Source organism: Halomonas sp. 3A7M (assembly GCF_014897875.1).
Lineage (GTDB): Bacteria > Pseudomonadota > Gammaproteobacteria > Pseudomonadales > Halomonadaceae > Vreelandella.
In genome coordinates this window covers 1-16,432 of record NZ_JABUZD010000078.1, presented here as the reverse complement: position 1 = coordinate 16,432, position 16,432 = coordinate 1, and the positions used below count along the sequence as shown (strand labels likewise).

The window sequence follows — 16,432 nt, the reverse complement described above, 5'->3', positions numbered from 1 at the left end:
GAGCTAGCTAAGCTTGTCATCACTCCTTTATGGGCACAAATACCGGTGCGCCTTCGACCTCGACCACTGCCAGCCGCTGCTGATAAAGACGTTCTAATCCACTGGGCACCAGCATGCTGTCTCGCGTGCCCCAGCAGGCATCGCCGTTTGGGTAGAGTAGCAAAAGGTGGTCACACCAGCGGGCGGCTAGATTTAAATCGTGCAGGCACATCATCACCGCACTGCCCTGGGCTGCCTGCTGGGCCATCAGTGCCATCACTGCGCTTTGGTGGTGTAGGTCAAGGTGATTGGTGGGTTCGTCAGCCAGCCAGATGCTGGGGGCCTGAGTCAGTACCGTGGCCATCGCCACTCGCTGGCGCTCGCCGCCAGAAAGTGTACTCACCAAACGGTCGCGCAGGTGCGCAACGTCTAACCGTTCAAGCGCTGCCTCGGCCTGGGCATAGTCATCTGCTCCCTCCATTTGCCATGGCGATAGGTAGGGGTGGCGGCCAATCAGCGCGGTTTCCAGCACGGTCGCGGGAAAGCCATCCAAGCGTTCTTGGAATACAACTCCCAACATTTGCGCAACTTGCCGCCTGCTCAGTGTCTCAAGCGGCTGCCCTCCCAATATCACTTGCCCGGAACGCGGCACATTCAGCCCTGCCAAGGTGTGCAGCAGCGTCGTTTTACCTGCACCGTTAGGGCCAAGCACGCCCCATATCTGCCCAGGTTCGATGGCTATATTCAGCGCCGTGCCATCGCTTCTTTCCGGCACGTTGATGATCAGGTCTTGGGTAACCAAACGGCTCATCAGCGGCTCCGGTAAAGCAGAAAGAGAAACGTCGGCACACCTAATAGCGCGGTAATCACTCCTACCGGCAGCTGTTCCGGCGCGATCATTGTGCGCGCCAGTGTATCGGCCAGCATGAGTAGAGTCCCCCCAGCCAGTGCACAGGCCGGTAAGATTAACCGCTGATCATTACCCAGCAATAGGCGCAGCATATGCGGCACTACTAAGCCGACAAAGCCAATGCTACCCGCCGTAGTAACAGCCGTGGCGGTTAGCAAACTGGCGACTATATAAATGCACCACTCAAGTGGCCGGACGGCAACGCCCAGCGCAGCAGCCTGCTGAGGGCCACGGGCCAGCACATTTAAGCTGCGTCCAAGGGGCATCACTACCACGCAGGTAGCCAGTAACAGCAGCAGCGGCGACCAAGGTGCGCGCGCGTAAGAAAGATCACCCATTAGCCAATACAGCATGCCCGGCAACCGCTCCGCAGGGCTCAGTGCCAGCATCAAAGTGATCACCGCGCCCCAGCCTGCCGCAACCACTACGCCGGTAAGCAGTAGCCGCGAAGGGGTCCAACTACCGCTGCCGTGGGCCAAGCCGAAGACTAATAACGTCGAAACTAGCGCACCGCCAAACGCCGAGCCTGAAATCGCCAATCCGCCCAGCCCCCCCAGCATGGCAGCAAGCGCACCAATCGAGGCTCCGCCGGAAAGCCCGAGTACATAAGGGTCTGCAAGAGGATTACGCAGCAGCACTTGCATCAGAGCACCCGCTACTGCCAGCAATCCACCGACAGCAAAAGCCGAAAGTGCTCTTGGCAAGCGCAGCTCCAGCACCATAGTGCGCGCAAGCGCATTGCCCTCGTCCTGGCTGATATAACCAAGATGGCCGAGAACCACTTGCCAAATTTGCCCAGGGGAAAGCTGCGCACTACCAATGCCAAGGGCGATAACTAGCGAAGCCAGTGCCGCCAGCAGCAACAGGCCTAGCGGGAAGCCCAATCGTACTAACATTTAATCGCGCTCGCGTCTTTGTCGGGCAATATCAAGCTTCTCGCAGAGAATTTGGCTGCCTTCCATCAAGCGTGGAGTAGGCCGCTGAATTAAAGAAGGCGGTACAAAAAAGAGATTATCATCGGCAACCGCCGTTAAGTTTGAGTACTGCTCCCAGTGGGTCAACCAATGGCGATTCTCTTCACCCATCCCTCCGGCAACAATAGCTTCAGGGTTTGCCGCCAGGACAGACTCATCATCGATACGTGGCACTAGGCGAGCTTGCTCACCAAATACATTTACACCGCCACAGATCTCGATCACCTGGCCGATAAGATGTGCGTCATTGACACTCATTAACGGCTCATCCCACACTTGATAGAAGGTACGCACCGGCTCCCGATCACGATATCGAGCGGCCAGCTCTGCCATCCTCAACCGGAAATTATCAGCGACCGCTTGACCGTCGCTTTCAGTGCCAGCCAGCCTCGCCAGGCGCTCAATTGCGCTGGCCACTCCCTCAAAATTCCTAGGCTCAATATAGAACACCGGCATACCCAGCGCTTCAAGGGTTTCCAACTGTTCAGCGGGGTTCCCGGTTACCCAGCCGATCACTAAATCAGGCGCCAGCCCTACCAGGGCTTCTAAATCAATGCGCGTGTGACTACCAACAGACGCAACGTCTTTGGCCTCTGGTGGATAATCACTGTAGCTAACCACAGCAACCACCTGATCCCCGGCACCCGCAGCGTAGGTCAGCTCCGTCGCCCCTGGCGAGAGCGTTGCAATGCGTCGGGCGGAAGTGTGCAGACACACTTCACGGCCACGATCATCCACCGCGCAGCGGCTGTGGTCATCTGCCAATACGGCGTTTGAAACCACACCAGTGAGCATTGATAAGCTTAGTATCAATCGACTTAATAACAGTGCGGGGCCAGTGGCCCCACGATGTTTAAAAAATCTCTGATTCGCTTTTTTATTGGCCAAAGTGAACACTTAAAAACCCTGCGCGGCCTGCGTTAATGTAGTCGGCACCATCAAACGAGCGCGTTGTAATGTAATCTTGATCCAACGCGTTTTCCAACGTTACTCGCGCACTCCACAGTGGGGCAAACTGCCAACCTGCACGCAGGTTAACCAGCCCGTAACCGCTTAAGCGGTCTTGATTCTGCGCATCACGATAACGGTGGTTTTGAGCAATCCAGGAGCCGCCCACCGACCAGTCGCCAAGTTCACGGTCTACGTCTAAGCGAAGACTTTGTGAGGCGCGGTTTTGCAGGCGTTTACCGGTTAGACGGTTTTCAGGATCGGTGTAGGTCAGCGCGGCGGCTAGCGTCCAATCGTCGAGCTCAACGCCAGCGGCCAGCTCAGCCCCACGAATACGGGTTTCGGGCACGTTAAACAGCAACCCCTGACCAGCAATCAAGTTGTCGATATCGGTTTGATAGAGTGCCGCATCCCAGAACCAATGGGCGTACTGACCGCGCACGCCCACCTCAATGCTTTCCGAAGTTTCAGACTCTAAGTCGGGATTACCAAAGCCTGGGAAGTAGAGCTGGTTGTAAGTGGGTGCGTTAAAGGCTGTACCGTAGTTGGCACGCAAGGTGTGGTGGCCGTCTAGGTCATAGCCCACGCCTACGCTGCCGGTGACTTCTTCACCGTAAGCTTCATTGTCATCAAAGCGCAAGCTGGCTTGCAGAGTAAACGGCGCAAAATCGAGCAAGGCTTGGGTAAATACCGCCGCGTTGCTACGGCTAGTTTCATCGTAGGCCGTGGTGCTATTAACGCGATCTTCGCTGTATTCAGCGCCTGCAATCAGCTCGTGGGCACCCGCTGTGAAGGTGTTTTCCCAGCGCGCGGTACTCACCTTGGTGTTAAACACTGAGTCACCAAAGCTATTGATGTTATCGCTTTCATCACGAGATTCGCTGAGTGTTAAGCGGCTGCGCCAGTTATCGGTTATCAGCAGCTCGCCATAGATACCCGCCACCTGCTGAACGAAGTCGTTTTCACCGCCATCGTATTCGTTATGACCACGGGCACGGAGCGCCAATACACCCGCTTCTTCACCACTTTCAAAAGTGTGAGAGACCCGCGCTAACGCCGTAGTGTTGTCATAGCCCTTATCGTCGCCATCGCGTCGAATCGGTTGACCATCCGTGGTGAAGTGGCTAGCGGAAAAGCTATAGCGGGTGCCGCCCTCTTTGCCGCTAATACCGGCACTCAGGCGCTGGGTATTAAACGAACCACCACCGACAGAAATGCGCGGTTGCGGACCCTCTTCTTCGCCTTGGGGGGTAAACAACTGAATAACGCCGCCAATCGCGTCGGCACCGTATAGGCTGCCACGCGGACCACGCACAATTTCAGCACGATCAAACATGCGCGGTTCCAGATGCTGCCAGGCAGCCCCACCGCTGGTGGCAGAACGAAGACGAATCCCGTCAATCAACAGGACATTTTGGCCGCTACCGCTGCCGCGAATAAAAACGCTGCTGTTTTTACCAAAGCTGCCATTTGTAGAAACATCCACCCCAGGCTGGCCGCGCAACAGGTCGGTAATACTTACCGGATCTTGACGGCGTAGCGTTGCTTCGTCCAGCACGGTAACCGAGGACAGGCTTTCATTGGCAGTACGTGGAGCAAGTGCGGCGGTAACAACAACGGGGTTTAATGTATTCGCAGCAGGCTGTGCGTTAGATTGGGCTTGAACGGCCATGGGTAATGCGGCCATCGCAAACGCCGCCAGCGTGGCGGTGGAATGAAAACGGTAAGACATGAGGAGATCCCTTGCTCACTGTGCTCACCCGCACAGCGTATTTTTTTGACCGGGCAGAGGGATGATGGGGGGATCGGCAGCCTAAGCTAGCGATATCACCCTGAGCACGCCCTCCGCGTCTCGGCATGTTGTGGTCCTGTAGAACCATGCCTCTTAGGCCGGTCTCCGGGCTGACGAGCGAAAAGCGGATAACAGCATCATGCCTTTCCGAACGACCACCTTCCCATGCGTTAGCACAGTGGCATCTTTAGCCGTTCTTATCTCGATCACCGTTGCGGGGGCAGCGTTGGATTCACAAAAGTGTTCACCAACTTCCCGTTTAACTGATGGCGACAATGGCCATCAGCACCTGAGAGTGCGCGTAAACTAGCAACTTGTTAGGGGCTGGTCAATTTAACCGACTAGGCTTTAAGCGCCTGCACGAGCCCATGTCGTACATGCCAGACCTGCTCGGATTGGGCGGCAGCGTCTTGGCTAAACCAGCCGCTTAAATCACGCAGGCGACGCTGGTCTCGGGCCATGGGGACGATTCCCCGCCCTAACTCATTCATAATGACCACCAGCGTTGCACCGTGGGTTTGTGCGGCAGTGGCCAAGCTTTGCAGATCTCCCCGCCACTGAGCGCGCGACGCATCGCTGCTCACATCCGAGTGCAATACTGCCGCTAACCACTCAAACACACCGTGCAGAACGAGCGGTACATTGGGTTGCATGATGTGGGTCGCTTCGTCTAAACGCTGCCCTGGAGAAAGCCGCCACCAAACAGCGCTGGGAAAGCGTGCTTTTACAACATCGCGCTTACCTGCGCAGGCACCGCCGATGAACAGCTGCATTGCCACTCTCCTTTGCCATCTTCACGTTTTAGATACGTCAGTTGCCAACGTCGTCCTTGTGCTTGATGAACGATGCCTTCCCAAAAACCAATGGTTTCGAAACGACGCCGCAACTCGCGTATTACCCCGCCGTGGGTAACAACCAGCACTTTCTGATAATGATGTTCGCGGGCGTGCGCCGCCACCTCTTCAAGCCAAGCATTTAAACGCTCTCGTAGCTGGCCGGAAGATTCGCCGCCGGGAATTTGCAGCTCACCCACGCTGTCAATCCAAGCGCGATAATGGGGTAAGTCTTTTAGTTCATCGTAAACTTTGCCTTCATAGTCACCAAAATCCAGCTCCCGTAATCGTGGTTCTAGATACAGCGGCATACCCGGCTTTGCCGCCTGCGACCACTCTAGGGTTTGCTGACAGCGGTTTAAATCGCTTGAATAAACAGCGTCAAAGCGCTCTTCCGCCAGTGCATCACGCAATGCCAGCAGCCCCGCTTCTGCATCAGGAAATAGCAGCGGAATATCGCGCTGCCCTTGGTAGCGGCGCTCTAAATTCCAGGCGGTGATACCGTGGCGAACTGCCACCAACTCCACATTAAGACCAGTAGCCAAAGCTCTCCTCCTTCAATGGTGGCACCTACCATATCGCCATTGATGCCGTTAAATAGCCGCAGCAGTGCCTTTCTGGCGATTGCCACCCACACGATCATAATCAATCCCCAGGCAAACCATGCAGGGGACACCGCGCCAAGCAGCACCAACGGCAGCAAGGCATAGCCAACATCACGGGCACTTAGCGACTGCTGCCAGCTCCATGCGAGCCCCTTGCCGTGAGCGCAGGGAGTAAAAATCAGCAGTGCGACACCAGCCAATCGACCCAATGCAGGCACGGCCACCAGCCACCACAGCGGTGCCTGATAAGCCAACAGTGCCCAAAGCAATACGCCCTTCCAGGCCAGCAAAAACAGTAATGCCAGGATGCCGAAACTGCCTATCTGGGCGTCTTTCATGATTTCCCAACGCCGCTCAAGGGGTTGGTTACTGCCTAACGCATCGGCAAGGTCCATTACGCCATCAAGATGCAAACCACCCGAAAGCGCTACCCATAGGCTTAGCAGTAGCAACGCAGTGATTGGCGCAGGTGACGCTATGAAACTTAATAGCAGCGCGCTTAACGCCAGCACGCTGCCAATTAATAACCCTACCAACGGATAAGCGCGAATTGCCCAGCGACGGGTGGCAGGTGTCCATGGACAGGCAACAGGAAGCGGAATTCGGGTTAGAAACTGCAGCGCGAGTATTAGGCCGAACAGCGCATTTTTCATCGTTTCCACTCCATGGCACAGCCCGCGATGACTTCAAGCACTGAGTCAGCTTCCTCCGCTAACCAGCGGTGTAAGCACTGGATAAACTCAACGTAGCGCCAGGTAGCCGGCTGATCAGGAATCAGCTCTTCGTTGAGATCGTTCGATACAATCACCAGTGTTAGCCCCCGCGCTTGTGCATCACGCAGGCAGCGAGCCAGCAGCGCTAGACCTTGCTCATCACTGAATTCTTCATTTGGCTCAGCGCCAAACAGCACTTGCCCTGCCCAGAGAGTTAAACAATCGAGTAGCACCGCGTGGTGATCGGGCACTTGGGCAATCGCTTGGTCAATCGCCAGGGGCGCCTCTAGCGTCACCCATTGGCCTTCCCGGCGTGCCTGGTGGCGCGATACCCGGTCGGCCATTTCGGCGTCGTAAACATTGGCGGTGGCAATGTAATAGCAGCTGGCGCCACCCGCCGCGCTGAGCACACGCTGCTCCGCTACTTGGCTTTTTCCAGAGCGAGCGCCCCCACTAACAAAGACAATCATGCAGCACCTTTAGCAAGCGGTTATTTGCCGACTCATCACGCAGTGCCAAGCGTAACCAACTGCCCTCAAGCCCTTTAAAGCTGTGGGTATGCCTCGCCAATAGCCCTTTATAAAGCATGCGTTCAAACAGGTCTGCGCTGGTCACGCCGCGCTCACGCTGTAAAACACCAGGCCGCACGAGGAAAAAGCAGCTGTGACTGGGCACCACCTCAAGCCCTAGCGCCTGCAACGCCTTGCCCAGACGTGGCTGCTCACTGGCCAGCCACTGCTGGGTGAGCCGTGCAAACTCGCTATCCGCTAACAGCGGTGCCACCAGCTCAGCGGCAAAATGGTTCACACTCCAGGGCGGTTGATGGCGGCTCATGGTGGCTACTATGTTTTCCGCAGCCAGCACGTAGCCTAGGCGCAATCCAGGCAAGGTATAAAACTTGGTCATTGAGCGTAGCAGCACTAAATGACAGTAACGCTTAAGCAGCGGCGTCAACGACTCAACGTCTATCGATAGGTCGATAAACGCTTCATCAACTACCACCTGGGTACCGGTTGTCTGCGTATGCGCTAGTAGCGTCTCTACTGCGTCAATGGGTATCAGCGTGCCAGTCGGGTTATTCGGCCGGCACAGAAACACCACGTCGGCATTTGCTGCCTTCTCTAGCAGGTCGGCCATCTGACAAGCAAAATGCGGCTCGCGCAATACATGCTCGGTCATTTCAATACGGTGGGCAGAACAGGCTCTAGCGTATTCACCAAAGCTGGGAGCCAATAATAAAGCTCGGCCACCGGCATGCAGCGCAGCAGCAAGGAAAATGGCCTCTGCCCCACCATTGGTCAGCAGCACTTGTGCTGGTTGAACACCGTTGTGTGCCGCAATGGCCTGCCGGGCTGAGGCGTAATCCGGCGAGGGATAGCGGCTAAGCCCACCAAGTCGGGTTCCTAACCAGCCTGCCAGCCATTCGGGCGGCCCAAGCGGGTTAAGGTTGGCGCTCACATCGTCAACCACATGATCGGCAGGTAGCCCAAAACGCTTCAGCAGCGCTGCGGCCTGGCCACCATGGCTTGGCCAATCAGCCGCCTCGTGAACAGTGGTTTGACAACTCATAGCCATGAAATCCCCGCGCCTGCCGAGCCCATTAATACGCCCGTTAATACACTCATCAACACGGCCATTAACAAGAAAAACAGCAGCCAAGCACCGTGCATTAATTTAATGGTGGCGTTGATATGCGAACACGTCAGCGTTTCCAGTGGCGAGCCAAGAGTTGCTCGATGAGAAACCGCGCCCTGATAAACATTGGTGCCGCCCAACTGCACACCTAACAAGTTCGCGACCATGGCTTCTGGCCAACCCGCATTAGGGCTTGGGTGACGGGGCGCTTGGCGGCAGGTGGCCAACATGGCCCGGCGCCAATAGAGCGTCGATGATTGCCAGCTGATTAGCCCCCCGGCAACCCACAAACAGAGCGCGGTCAGCCTGGCGGGCAGCCAATTAGCTATATCATCGAGCTTCGCCGAGGCATAGCCGAAGTCGCTATAGCGTTCGTTTTGATAGCCCACCATGGAATCCAGCGTGTTAATTGCTTTATAAGCCAGCGCCAGCGGCGCACCGCCGATAAACGCGAAGAATAGCGGCGAGGTGATGCCATCCACGGTATTTTCTGCAATGGTTTCCACCGCACCACGGGTAATCTCCGCCTCATCCAGCTGCTCGGTATCACGCCCCACCACCATGGAAAGCGCCTTTCGCGCCGATGCTAAATCACCGTTAGCCAGCGGCACGGCAATAGCGCGCCCCGCTTCCGCCAAGCCTTTTATGGCCAGCGTTGTCGCCAGCAACCAAAGCTCAGCAGCTAGCCCAAGCCAAGGGTGCACCCAAGTCAGTAGTTCCAAACTCAGCCAAGCGAAACTAAACGTGCCCAGCACAATGGTGGCGGTGAGTAAAAAGCCTAAGAGCCGACGGCGCTTGTCACTGCCCTGATTCCAGCGCTGCTCAAGTACGCTGATGGCACGCCCAATTATGACTACTGGGTGCGGCAACGAACGCGGGTCACCCACGACTAAGTCGATGACAATCGCCAGTGCAACAATAACGATCCCGCCATACATGAAGTTTCCAGTCATGGCGCACTATTATCGTGAATACCCGCATCGGCAAAAGTGGCCATCTCACTGAGCATCGCGGCGGCGGCCTGCAATAACGGAAACGCCAATGCCGCGCCACTGCCTTCTCCCAGGCGCATTCCCAAGGCTAACAGCGGCGATGCATCAAGTGCCTCAAGAGCCGTGGCATGGCCGGGCTCTTCAGAGCGATGCCCAAAAATCAAATAACCACGCACCGCCGGACATAAACGGCAGGCCGTCAGGGCGGCTACCGTAGCAATAAAGCCATCCACAATGGCAGGCAGTCGGTTGGCCGCCGTGGCCAAATAAGCCCCTGTCATGGCAGCGATCTCTAACCCGCCGAGCTTGATTAGCACCTCCATAGGGTCTTCGGCATTGGCTTGGCGTGCCTTTAGCGCCCGCTCGATCACCGCTACTTTATGGGCCTGCTGGGCACTGTTAATACCGGTGCCAGCGCCCACCAGCTGGGCCACTGGCTTACCGGTTAGCGCCGCCAGCATGGCGCTGCTTGCCGTGGTATTAGCAATACCCATTTCACCAGCAATAATGCATTTCGCTCCGGCCTGAACGGCGCGTTCAACGGCTTCGCAGCCTACCTGTAATGCAGCCAGCGCTTCGTCACGGCTCATGGCATCTTCAAGCACCATATTGGCGGTGCCCGCGCGCACTTTGGCATCAATCACGCCAGGCATTGCCAGCGGTGCCGTAACGCCAACATCCACAACCTCAATCTGGGCACCAATTTGTCTGGCAAAGACATTGATCGCCGCCCCGCCATGGGCAAAGTTAGCCACCATTTGCGCCGTCACTTCTTGTGAAAAGGCCGACACGCCCTCTTCAGCAACCCCGTGATCAGCAGCAAAGACAATGATCGCCGGTGGCGTGATGCTTGGCTGACATTCACCAGTGATCTCACTAAGCGTAACGGCCAATGCCTCTAACTGGCCGAGGCTGCCCGGCGGCTTAGTGAGCGTATCAATATAGCGAAGCGTTAATGCGCCAGTGTGGCTATCAAGTGGCGTGACTTGGTTAACGATGGGATGCATAGCAGCTCCAGGGCAGCAATCGAATTCATTTTGCGCCAGATGGTAGCAAAAGCGCGGCTGCTATACTTGCGCTTTAAGCTGCTTCAACACGCAACAGCTCCTTCCGGGGATGGATTGCCCTGTTAGCGGTAATGTTCATAAAAGCATCATCATTTACGACGATAGTTGCTATTAATCAGGGGTAATAAAACTACAAATATGGTTTTTATTGCCGTAAAGTCTCTTATATCGACACAAAAAGATGTAAAATAACTACAAACTTGACTCACCGTCTCTACCATGCAGAGGTCTCTATGCCGAGCTCAACACCCGCTACTTTAAATCCTACCGTTGCTGAGGTTACCCAACGCATTCGTGAGCGCTCTGCTGAGCGGCGTGCTCTCTATGAGCAACGCATGGCGGACCAGCATAAGCGTGGTGTGCACCGTGCAGAGCTATCCTGCGGTAACCTGGCCCACGGCTTTGCCGCGTGTAGCCCCCAAGAGAAAGACTCCCTGAAGCTAATGAACAGCGCCAACTTGGGGATCATTTCTTCTTACAACGATATGCTGTCGGCCCACCAGCCGTTTGAAACCTTTCCGGAAACCATCAAAGCCGCTGCTAGCGCCATGGGCTCAACCGCCCAGTTTGCCGGTGGTGTTCCTGCCATGTGTGATGGAGTTACCCAAGGGCAACCGGGCATGGAACTGTCGCTGTTTTCCCGCGACGTGATTGCGATGGCTGCTGCGGTTGGGCTTTCACACAACATGTTTGATGCTGCCCTTTATCTGGGCGTGTGCGACAAGATTATCCCTGGTCTGTTTATCGCAGCGGCACGCTTTGGTCACCTGCCTGCTATGTTCGTACCCGCTGGCCCAATGCCCAGCGGCCTACCGAACAAAGAGAAAGCGCGCATCCGTCAGCTATACGCAGAAGGCAAAGTGGGCCGCGAAGAGCTGCTGCAAGCGGAGTCTGACTCCTATCACAGCCCTGGCACCTGCACCTTCTACGGCACAGCCAACTCAAACCAGCTGATGATGGAAGTGATGGGGCTTCACCTGCCAGGCACCTCGTTTGTGAATCCAGGCACGGAAATGCGCGAAGCCTTGACCCGCTACGCGACCGAACAGGCTATTCGCAATACCGAACCTGGCGGCGACTACCGCCCTTTCTATAAGCAGATCGACGAACGCGCCATCGTCAATGCGGTGGTAGGTTTGTTGGCATCTGGCGGTTCAACCAACCATACGATGCATTTGATTGCCATGGCCGCTGCGTCGGGCATTACGCTGAACTGGGACGACTTCACAGATCTCTCCGCCGTAACGCCCAGCCTGATGCAGGTATACCCTAACGGCCAAGCAGACATTAACCACTTCCAGGCGGCAGGCGGCATGAGTTACCTGTTCCGCGAACTGCTGGGCGCTGGCTTGTTGCACGGCGATATCCCGACGGTGTTCGGCACCGACCTGACTGCCTACACACAAGAGCCCTTCCTGGAAAATGGCAAAGTGGTTTGGCGCGAAGGTCCAGAAAGCAGCTTAGATGAAAACGTTTTACGCCCAGTCGCTACCCCCTTCGCAGCGACTGGCGGCCTAACGGTAATGAAAGGCAACCTGGGACGCGGCGTAATCAAAGTATCCGCCGTTGCCGACGAACATCGTGTAGTAGAAGCACCGGTGAAAATCTTCGCCGACCAGAACGAAATGAAGGCTGCGTTTGAGTCCGGCGACTTAGATCGCGATGTCATCGTTGTAGTGCGCTTCCAGGGGCCAAAAGCCAATGGCATGCCGGAACTTCACAAACTGACGCCGTTCCTGGGCGTACTGCAGGACCGTGGTTTCAAAGTGGCACTGGTGACCGATGGCCGTATGTCTGGCGCGTCGGGTAAAGTGCCCGCAGCGATTCATATCAGCCCAGAAGCACTGGACGGTGGCCCGCTATCGAAACTGCGCGACGGCGACATTGTGCGTCTGGACGCCAACGCAGGTACGCTGGAAGCCAAAGTAGAGGCGGCTACCTGGGCCGATCGTGAGCGCGTAGTGGCGAATTTGGACCACTACCACGTTGGCCTAGGCCGCGAACTGTTTAGCGGCTTCCGCCACCTAGCCATGCGTGGTGAAGAAGGCGCAGGCTCGCTGGGCGGCTTTGAAGCCGATGATCTCGCTCGCCAACAGGGCCAGATTCTTCAAGAGGATGCCTAATGCGACCGGCCTTAATTGGTGATATTGGCGGTACCAATGCCCGCCTGGCGCTCGTCACGCCAGGTGAGGTGACGCCCCACGATATTATTAATCTTCCCTGCGCGGACTACCCTGGGGTTATCGACGCGATTCAGGACTACCTGGAGCGCGTGGGCGCCACGGGTGAAAATGCACCGGTGGAAGCCTGCTTGGCGTTTGCCTGCCCGGTTCACGCCGAGCGGGTCAAGATGACCAATAATCACTGGGATTTTATGAAAAGCGATGTTCAGCAGACGCTGAACCTATCGCTGTTTAAAGTGATTAATGACTTTACCGCACAGGCACTGGGCGTACCCCATGTGGACACCGACAACCTGGTGGAAGTGCAAGCAGGTGTGGCTCAGTCTCACTCTACCCGCTTGGTGATTGGCCCCGGCACAGGCCTGGGCGTTGCTGGCGTTTTTCCCGGCCAACACGCCTGGATACCGCTTCCCACCGAGGGCGGCCACGTCACGTTCGCCCCCACTGACAGCACCGAGCGGGCGCTGCTGGATGTTTTTCTACAGCGCTACCAACGGGTCAGCGTAGAACGTATTTTATGCGGCCAGGGCTTACTGGAGCTGTATCAGGCCCATTGTGCTCTGAACGAGCAAACGCCTAGCTGCACGACGCCAGCCGAAGTTACCCAAGCCGCCAATCAGGGTGACTCTATCGCCACCGCCAGCCTGCTGCGCTTTTTAAAAATCCTCGGCGATGTATGCGGCGACGCGACCCTAACAATGGGCGCAAGAGGCGGCGTTTATCTATGCGGCGGGATTTTACCGCGCCTACTGGAGTGGCTACCCAAATCCGAACTGCGTGATAGCTTTGCGAACAAAGGCCGGATGGGCGCGTATAACGCCGATATTCCCGTGTGGATTGTGACTCACCCGTGGACAGGGTTGCTCGGCGCCGCCGAAGCGCTGCATAACGAAGAAGTCTTTTAACTTATTAGGAATGTCCATGCCTGCTCACACCTTCGATGTGCCTTTTGTTCTCGGCATGATGCGCCTGCATGAAGCACCAGAGATGCGCCAGGCGAGCTATCTCGCAGATTGGATCGAAGCCCGTATCGAGCAGGGGTTGCACTGGTTCGACCATGCCGACATTTACGGGAACGGTGCGTGCGAGACGCTGTTTGGTCACGCGCTAAACACGCGCCCCGGACTGTCAAAACGGCTTAAGGTGGTGACAAAAGCGAGCATCGCCAACGATAACCCAACCCACGGCTCTGGCAAGGTGAAACACTACAACGCCAGCCCGGATTATCTAAGCCGCGCCATTGACAATGCACTTAACCGCCTTGGCGTCGAGCGGCTAGATCACTTTTTAATTCATCGCCCTGACTTATTAATGAACGCAGAAGCAACTGGCCGTGCCCTTGATGACGCTATCGATGCAGGCAAAATTGGCGCTGCGGGCATTTCTAACCATTTGCCAAGTCAGTGGCGTAGGCTGCAAAACGCCATGCACCACCCTTTACGTGCCAACCAAATCGAACTTTCCATTAGCCATAACGCCCCCCTGTTTGATGGTAGCTTTGATGATCTATGCGCCGACGGCCATTGGCCGATGGCTTGGTCACCGCTAGCGGGCGGCACACTAATGCAAGGCGACGTCGGTAACGTTCTTAACCGCGTAGCTCGAGAGCAAAACGGCACCCCTAACGCGTTAGCGCTGGCTTGGCTGCGATCACTGCCTAGTCGGCCGATTCCCGTTGTGGGCAGTGTGAAGCCTGAGCGTATTGCTGACATGCTCGACGGGCCTGAGACGTTCTCAAGAGAGACATGGTACGAGCTATTAGAGGCCGCGCGAGGCCACTGCGTCGCGTAACCCCTTCATCAATTAATAATATAATGACAAGGAATGACTTATGACGCCGGTGATTGCTTTCGGTGAAGCCTTGGTTGATATGTTGTCCAGCCGCTTAGGCAATGACACTGGCCAAGAAACCTTCACGCCATACGCGGGCGGCGCGCCTGCTAACGTCGCGGTTGCCTGTGCCCGACTTAACGTACCCAGCCAGTTTTTAGGCATGGTGGGTGACGATACGTTTGGCCACTTCCTGATTCGTGAGCTGAAAAGCCATGGCGTAGATACTCAGGGTGTGGTGTTGACCAAAGAGGCACGCACCGCGCTGGCGTTTGTTTCCCGGGACAGCAGCGGCGAGCGCACGTTTGATTTTTATCGCCCACCGGCGGCCGACCTGCTTTATCGCCTAGAGCACCTGCCCCACGGCGTGTTTGAACAACCAGCGATTGTTCACTTATGCAGCAACAGCTTGACTGACCCTGAGATTGCCGATACCACTTTAGCGATTGCCGCTATGGCAAAGCGCGCGGGCTGTTTAGTCAGCGTGGATGCCAACCTCCGCCACAATCTGTGGACCGAAGGGTCAGCCGACCTCTGGCTGGTAACCGAGCTATTGGATAGCGCCGATCTCGTTAAAGTCTCACTGGAGGAGCTTGATTATCTTCGTGGCGGGCATTCTCAGGAAGCGTGGCTATCTCAGCGACTAGCCGCCGGGGTAAAAGTAATTTTAATCACCGACGGCCCTAACAAGGTGGTGCTGAAAGGTGTTGGCCTTGACCACACCATCACGCCACCTAAAGTGACCGCTGTTGACACCACGGCTGGCGGTGATGCGTTTATTGGCGGTCTGCTGGCTGAGCTTTCACGGCACGGCATTGATGAGAACTGGTACCAGGACAGTGCCTTTCTAATCCGCGCGGTGGATATTGCCTGCCGCTGTGGTGCTCACGCAGTAACACGCCCAGGCGCCTACGCCGCACTGCCGACCCATAGTGATATTGAAGCGCTAAGAAATACGTAACGTCTGTAGCAAAAAAGGGCGTGCAACAGCACGCCCTTAACTATGGAAGGTCTGAATAACTGCCGATATTCATCAACGCTTACTTGAGCCGACAAAAAATCGAAAATTCAGACACTCTTCTCCCTTTCTTTGTGTATTTTTGCTCCTTTCCCGCTCATTGAGCGGGAAAGGAGCGCAATCGCCTTATTCCCATAGGTATTTCTCACTGATCAGCAGGTTGCTGAACGCCGCCAGCAAGTGCAGGCGCTGAGTGTTTTTGGCCAGTCCACGATAGCGAGCCTTGCCATAACCAAAAACTTGTTTGATGTACCGAAAGGGGTGCTCCACCTTGGCACGGATACTGGCTTTGATGTTTTCGACTTTCTGTCGCCTGGCATCTAGCTTCTTGCGGGTGCCAGGCCGTTTGGCAATATACCAAGAGATATCGTTGCGGTGCTTGTGCTCGTCGCGTTTTTGAATACCCAGGTAACCGGCATCACCGAAGACGCGTTGCTCTTCACCGTGAAGGAGCTTATCGGCAGGCACAATGTCATGGACATTGGCAGCCGTGGTCTCGATGCTGTGAATCAACCCAAGCTTATCGTCGACACCTATATGCATTTTCATGCCAAAGTGCCAAGAGCTACCTTTTTTAGTCTGGTGCATTTCCGGATCGCGCTCGCCTTTTTTGTTTTTGGTGGAACTAGGCGCAGAGATGATAGTGGCATCGACAATGCTCCCTTCGCGCAGCATCAGGCCATTTTTCTCTAGGTGGTTGTTCACTTCCTGGAACAGCACCTTGCCAAGGCCGTGGTGTTCCAGAAAATGGCGAAACTTGAGAATCGTGGTTTCGTCCGGCAATCGGTCTAGTTTCAAACCGGCGAATTGGCGCATGGACTCGATCTCGTAGAGGGCGTCTTCCATGGCCGGATCGCTCAGGTTGTAAAACAACTGCATGCAATGGACGCGGAGCATGGCAGACAACGGATACGGAGGCCGCCCGCTCTCGCCCTTGGGGTAATAACGGGCTA

At 56.0% G+C, this 16,432-nt stretch carries 16 protein-coding genes and 1 riboswitch; of the genes, 4 read left to right on the top strand and 12 right to left on the bottom strand.

The genetic code is table 11. The annotated features are described in order from the left end of the window. Positions 1-19 precede the first annotated feature (19 nt). The 11 genes from INT19_RS07120 to cobT all read right to left on the bottom strand — a co-directional run bounded on the left by INT19_RS07120 (position 20) and on the right by cobT (position 10,388). The gene (locus INT19_RS07120) at positions 20-790 is read right to left on the bottom strand and encodes an ABC transporter ATP-binding protein (RefSeq protein ID WP_193060256.1); all 771 of its coding nucleotides are present in this window, start codon (positions 788-790) and stop codon (positions 20-22) included. Beyond that, positions 790-1,785, bottom strand: a complete 996-nt coding sequence (locus INT19_RS07115) for a FecCD family ABC transporter permease (RefSeq protein WP_193060255.1) — start codon at positions 1,783-1,785, stop codon at positions 790-792. Before INT19_RS07115 ends, INT19_RS07120 begins: the two co-directional genes overlap by 1 nt. Further along, positions 1,786-2,658 (bottom strand): cobalamin-binding protein, encoded by an 873-nt coding sequence (locus INT19_RS07110; protein ID WP_193060254.1) that lies wholly within the window; start codon positions 2,656-2,658, stop codon positions 1,786-1,788. Between the two features lie 82 nt (positions 2,659-2,740). Further along, positions 2,741-4,543, bottom strand: a complete 1,803-nt coding sequence (locus INT19_RS07105) for a TonB-dependent receptor domain-containing protein (protein ID WP_193060253.1) — start codon at positions 4,541-4,543, stop codon at positions 2,741-2,743. A gap of 139 nt (positions 4,544-4,682) precedes the next feature. Further along, positions 4,683-4,911: riboswitch (cobalamin riboswitch) on the bottom strand. 33 nt (positions 4,912-4,944) lie between these two features. After that, positions 4,945-5,376 (bottom strand): bifunctional adenosylcobinamide kinase/adenosylcobinamide-phosphate guanylyltransferase, encoded by a 432-nt coding sequence (locus tag INT19_RS07100; RefSeq protein WP_193060252.1) that lies wholly within the window; start codon positions 5,374-5,376, stop codon positions 4,945-4,947. Continuing rightward, the gene (locus tag INT19_RS07095) at positions 5,328-5,981 is read right to left on the bottom strand and encodes a histidine phosphatase family protein (protein WP_193060251.1); all 654 of its coding nucleotides are present in this window, start codon (positions 5,979-5,981) and stop codon (positions 5,328-5,330) included. Before INT19_RS07095 ends, INT19_RS07100 begins: the two co-directional genes overlap by 49 nt. After that, the gene (gene cobS, locus INT19_RS07090) at positions 5,918-6,694 is read right to left on the bottom strand and encodes an adenosylcobinamide-GDP ribazoletransferase (RefSeq protein WP_193060250.1); all 777 of its coding nucleotides are present in this window, start codon (positions 6,692-6,694) and stop codon (positions 5,918-5,920) included. Before cobS ends, INT19_RS07095 begins: the two co-directional genes overlap by 64 nt. After that, the gene (locus INT19_RS07085) at positions 6,691-7,224 is read right to left on the bottom strand and encodes a bifunctional adenosylcobinamide kinase/adenosylcobinamide-phosphate guanylyltransferase (RefSeq protein ID WP_193060249.1); all 534 of its coding nucleotides are present in this window, start codon (positions 7,222-7,224) and stop codon (positions 6,691-6,693) included. Before INT19_RS07085 ends, cobS begins: the two co-directional genes overlap by 4 nt. Then, on the bottom strand, positions 7,208-8,323 hold the full coding sequence (cobD, locus tag INT19_RS07080; RefSeq protein WP_193060248.1) for a threonine-phosphate decarboxylase CobD: 1,116 nt from the start codon (positions 8,321-8,323) through the stop codon (positions 7,208-7,210). Before cobD ends, INT19_RS07085 begins: the two co-directional genes overlap by 17 nt. Beyond that, entirely contained in the window at positions 8,320-9,342 is a 1,023-nt protein-coding gene (gene cbiB, locus INT19_RS07075) for an adenosylcobinamide-phosphate synthase CbiB (protein WP_193060247.1), read from the bottom strand. Before cbiB ends, cobD begins: the two co-directional genes overlap by 4 nt. After that, positions 9,339-10,388, bottom strand: a complete 1,050-nt coding sequence (cobT, locus tag INT19_RS07070; protein WP_193060246.1) for a nicotinate-nucleotide--dimethylbenzimidazole phosphoribosyltransferase — start codon at positions 10,386-10,388, stop codon at positions 9,339-9,341. The genes cbiB and cobT overlap by 4 nt, the downstream gene beginning before the upstream one ends. Before the next feature lie 293 nt (positions 10,389-10,681). Here cobT and edd point away from each other — a divergent pair, with 293 nt between their 5' ends. From edd to INT19_RS07050, 4 genes are read left to right on the top strand one after another with little or no spacing between them, the layout of a single operon-like run. Beyond that, positions 10,682-12,571: a phosphogluconate dehydratase gene (edd, locus tag INT19_RS07065; RefSeq protein ID WP_089037972.1), complete on the top strand. Its 1,890-nt coding sequence runs from the start codon at positions 10,682-10,684 to the stop codon at positions 12,569-12,571. Beyond that, positions 12,571-13,536, top strand: coding sequence for a glucokinase (gene glk, locus INT19_RS07060; protein WP_193060245.1), 966 nt, complete (start codon positions 12,571-12,573; stop codon positions 13,534-13,536). The genes edd and glk overlap by 1 nt, the downstream gene beginning before the upstream one ends. A gap of 16 nt (positions 13,537-13,552) precedes the next feature. After that, positions 13,553-14,422 (top strand): aldo/keto reductase, encoded by an 870-nt coding sequence (locus tag INT19_RS07055; RefSeq protein WP_193060244.1) that lies wholly within the window; start codon positions 13,553-13,555, stop codon positions 14,420-14,422. Positions 14,423-14,462: 40 nt separating this feature from the next. Continuing rightward, on the top strand, positions 14,463-15,422 hold the full coding sequence (locus tag INT19_RS07050) for a carbohydrate kinase family protein (RefSeq protein ID WP_193060243.1): 960 nt from the start codon (positions 14,463-14,465) through the stop codon (positions 15,420-15,422). Positions 15,423-15,605: 183 nt separating this feature from the next. Here the strand turns inward: INT19_RS07050 and INT19_RS07045 are convergent. Continuing rightward, positions 15,606-16,432, bottom strand: an 827-nt coding sequence (locus INT19_RS07045; RefSeq protein WP_193060242.1) for an IS5 family transposase, incomplete at its 5' end; no start/stop codon positions are given.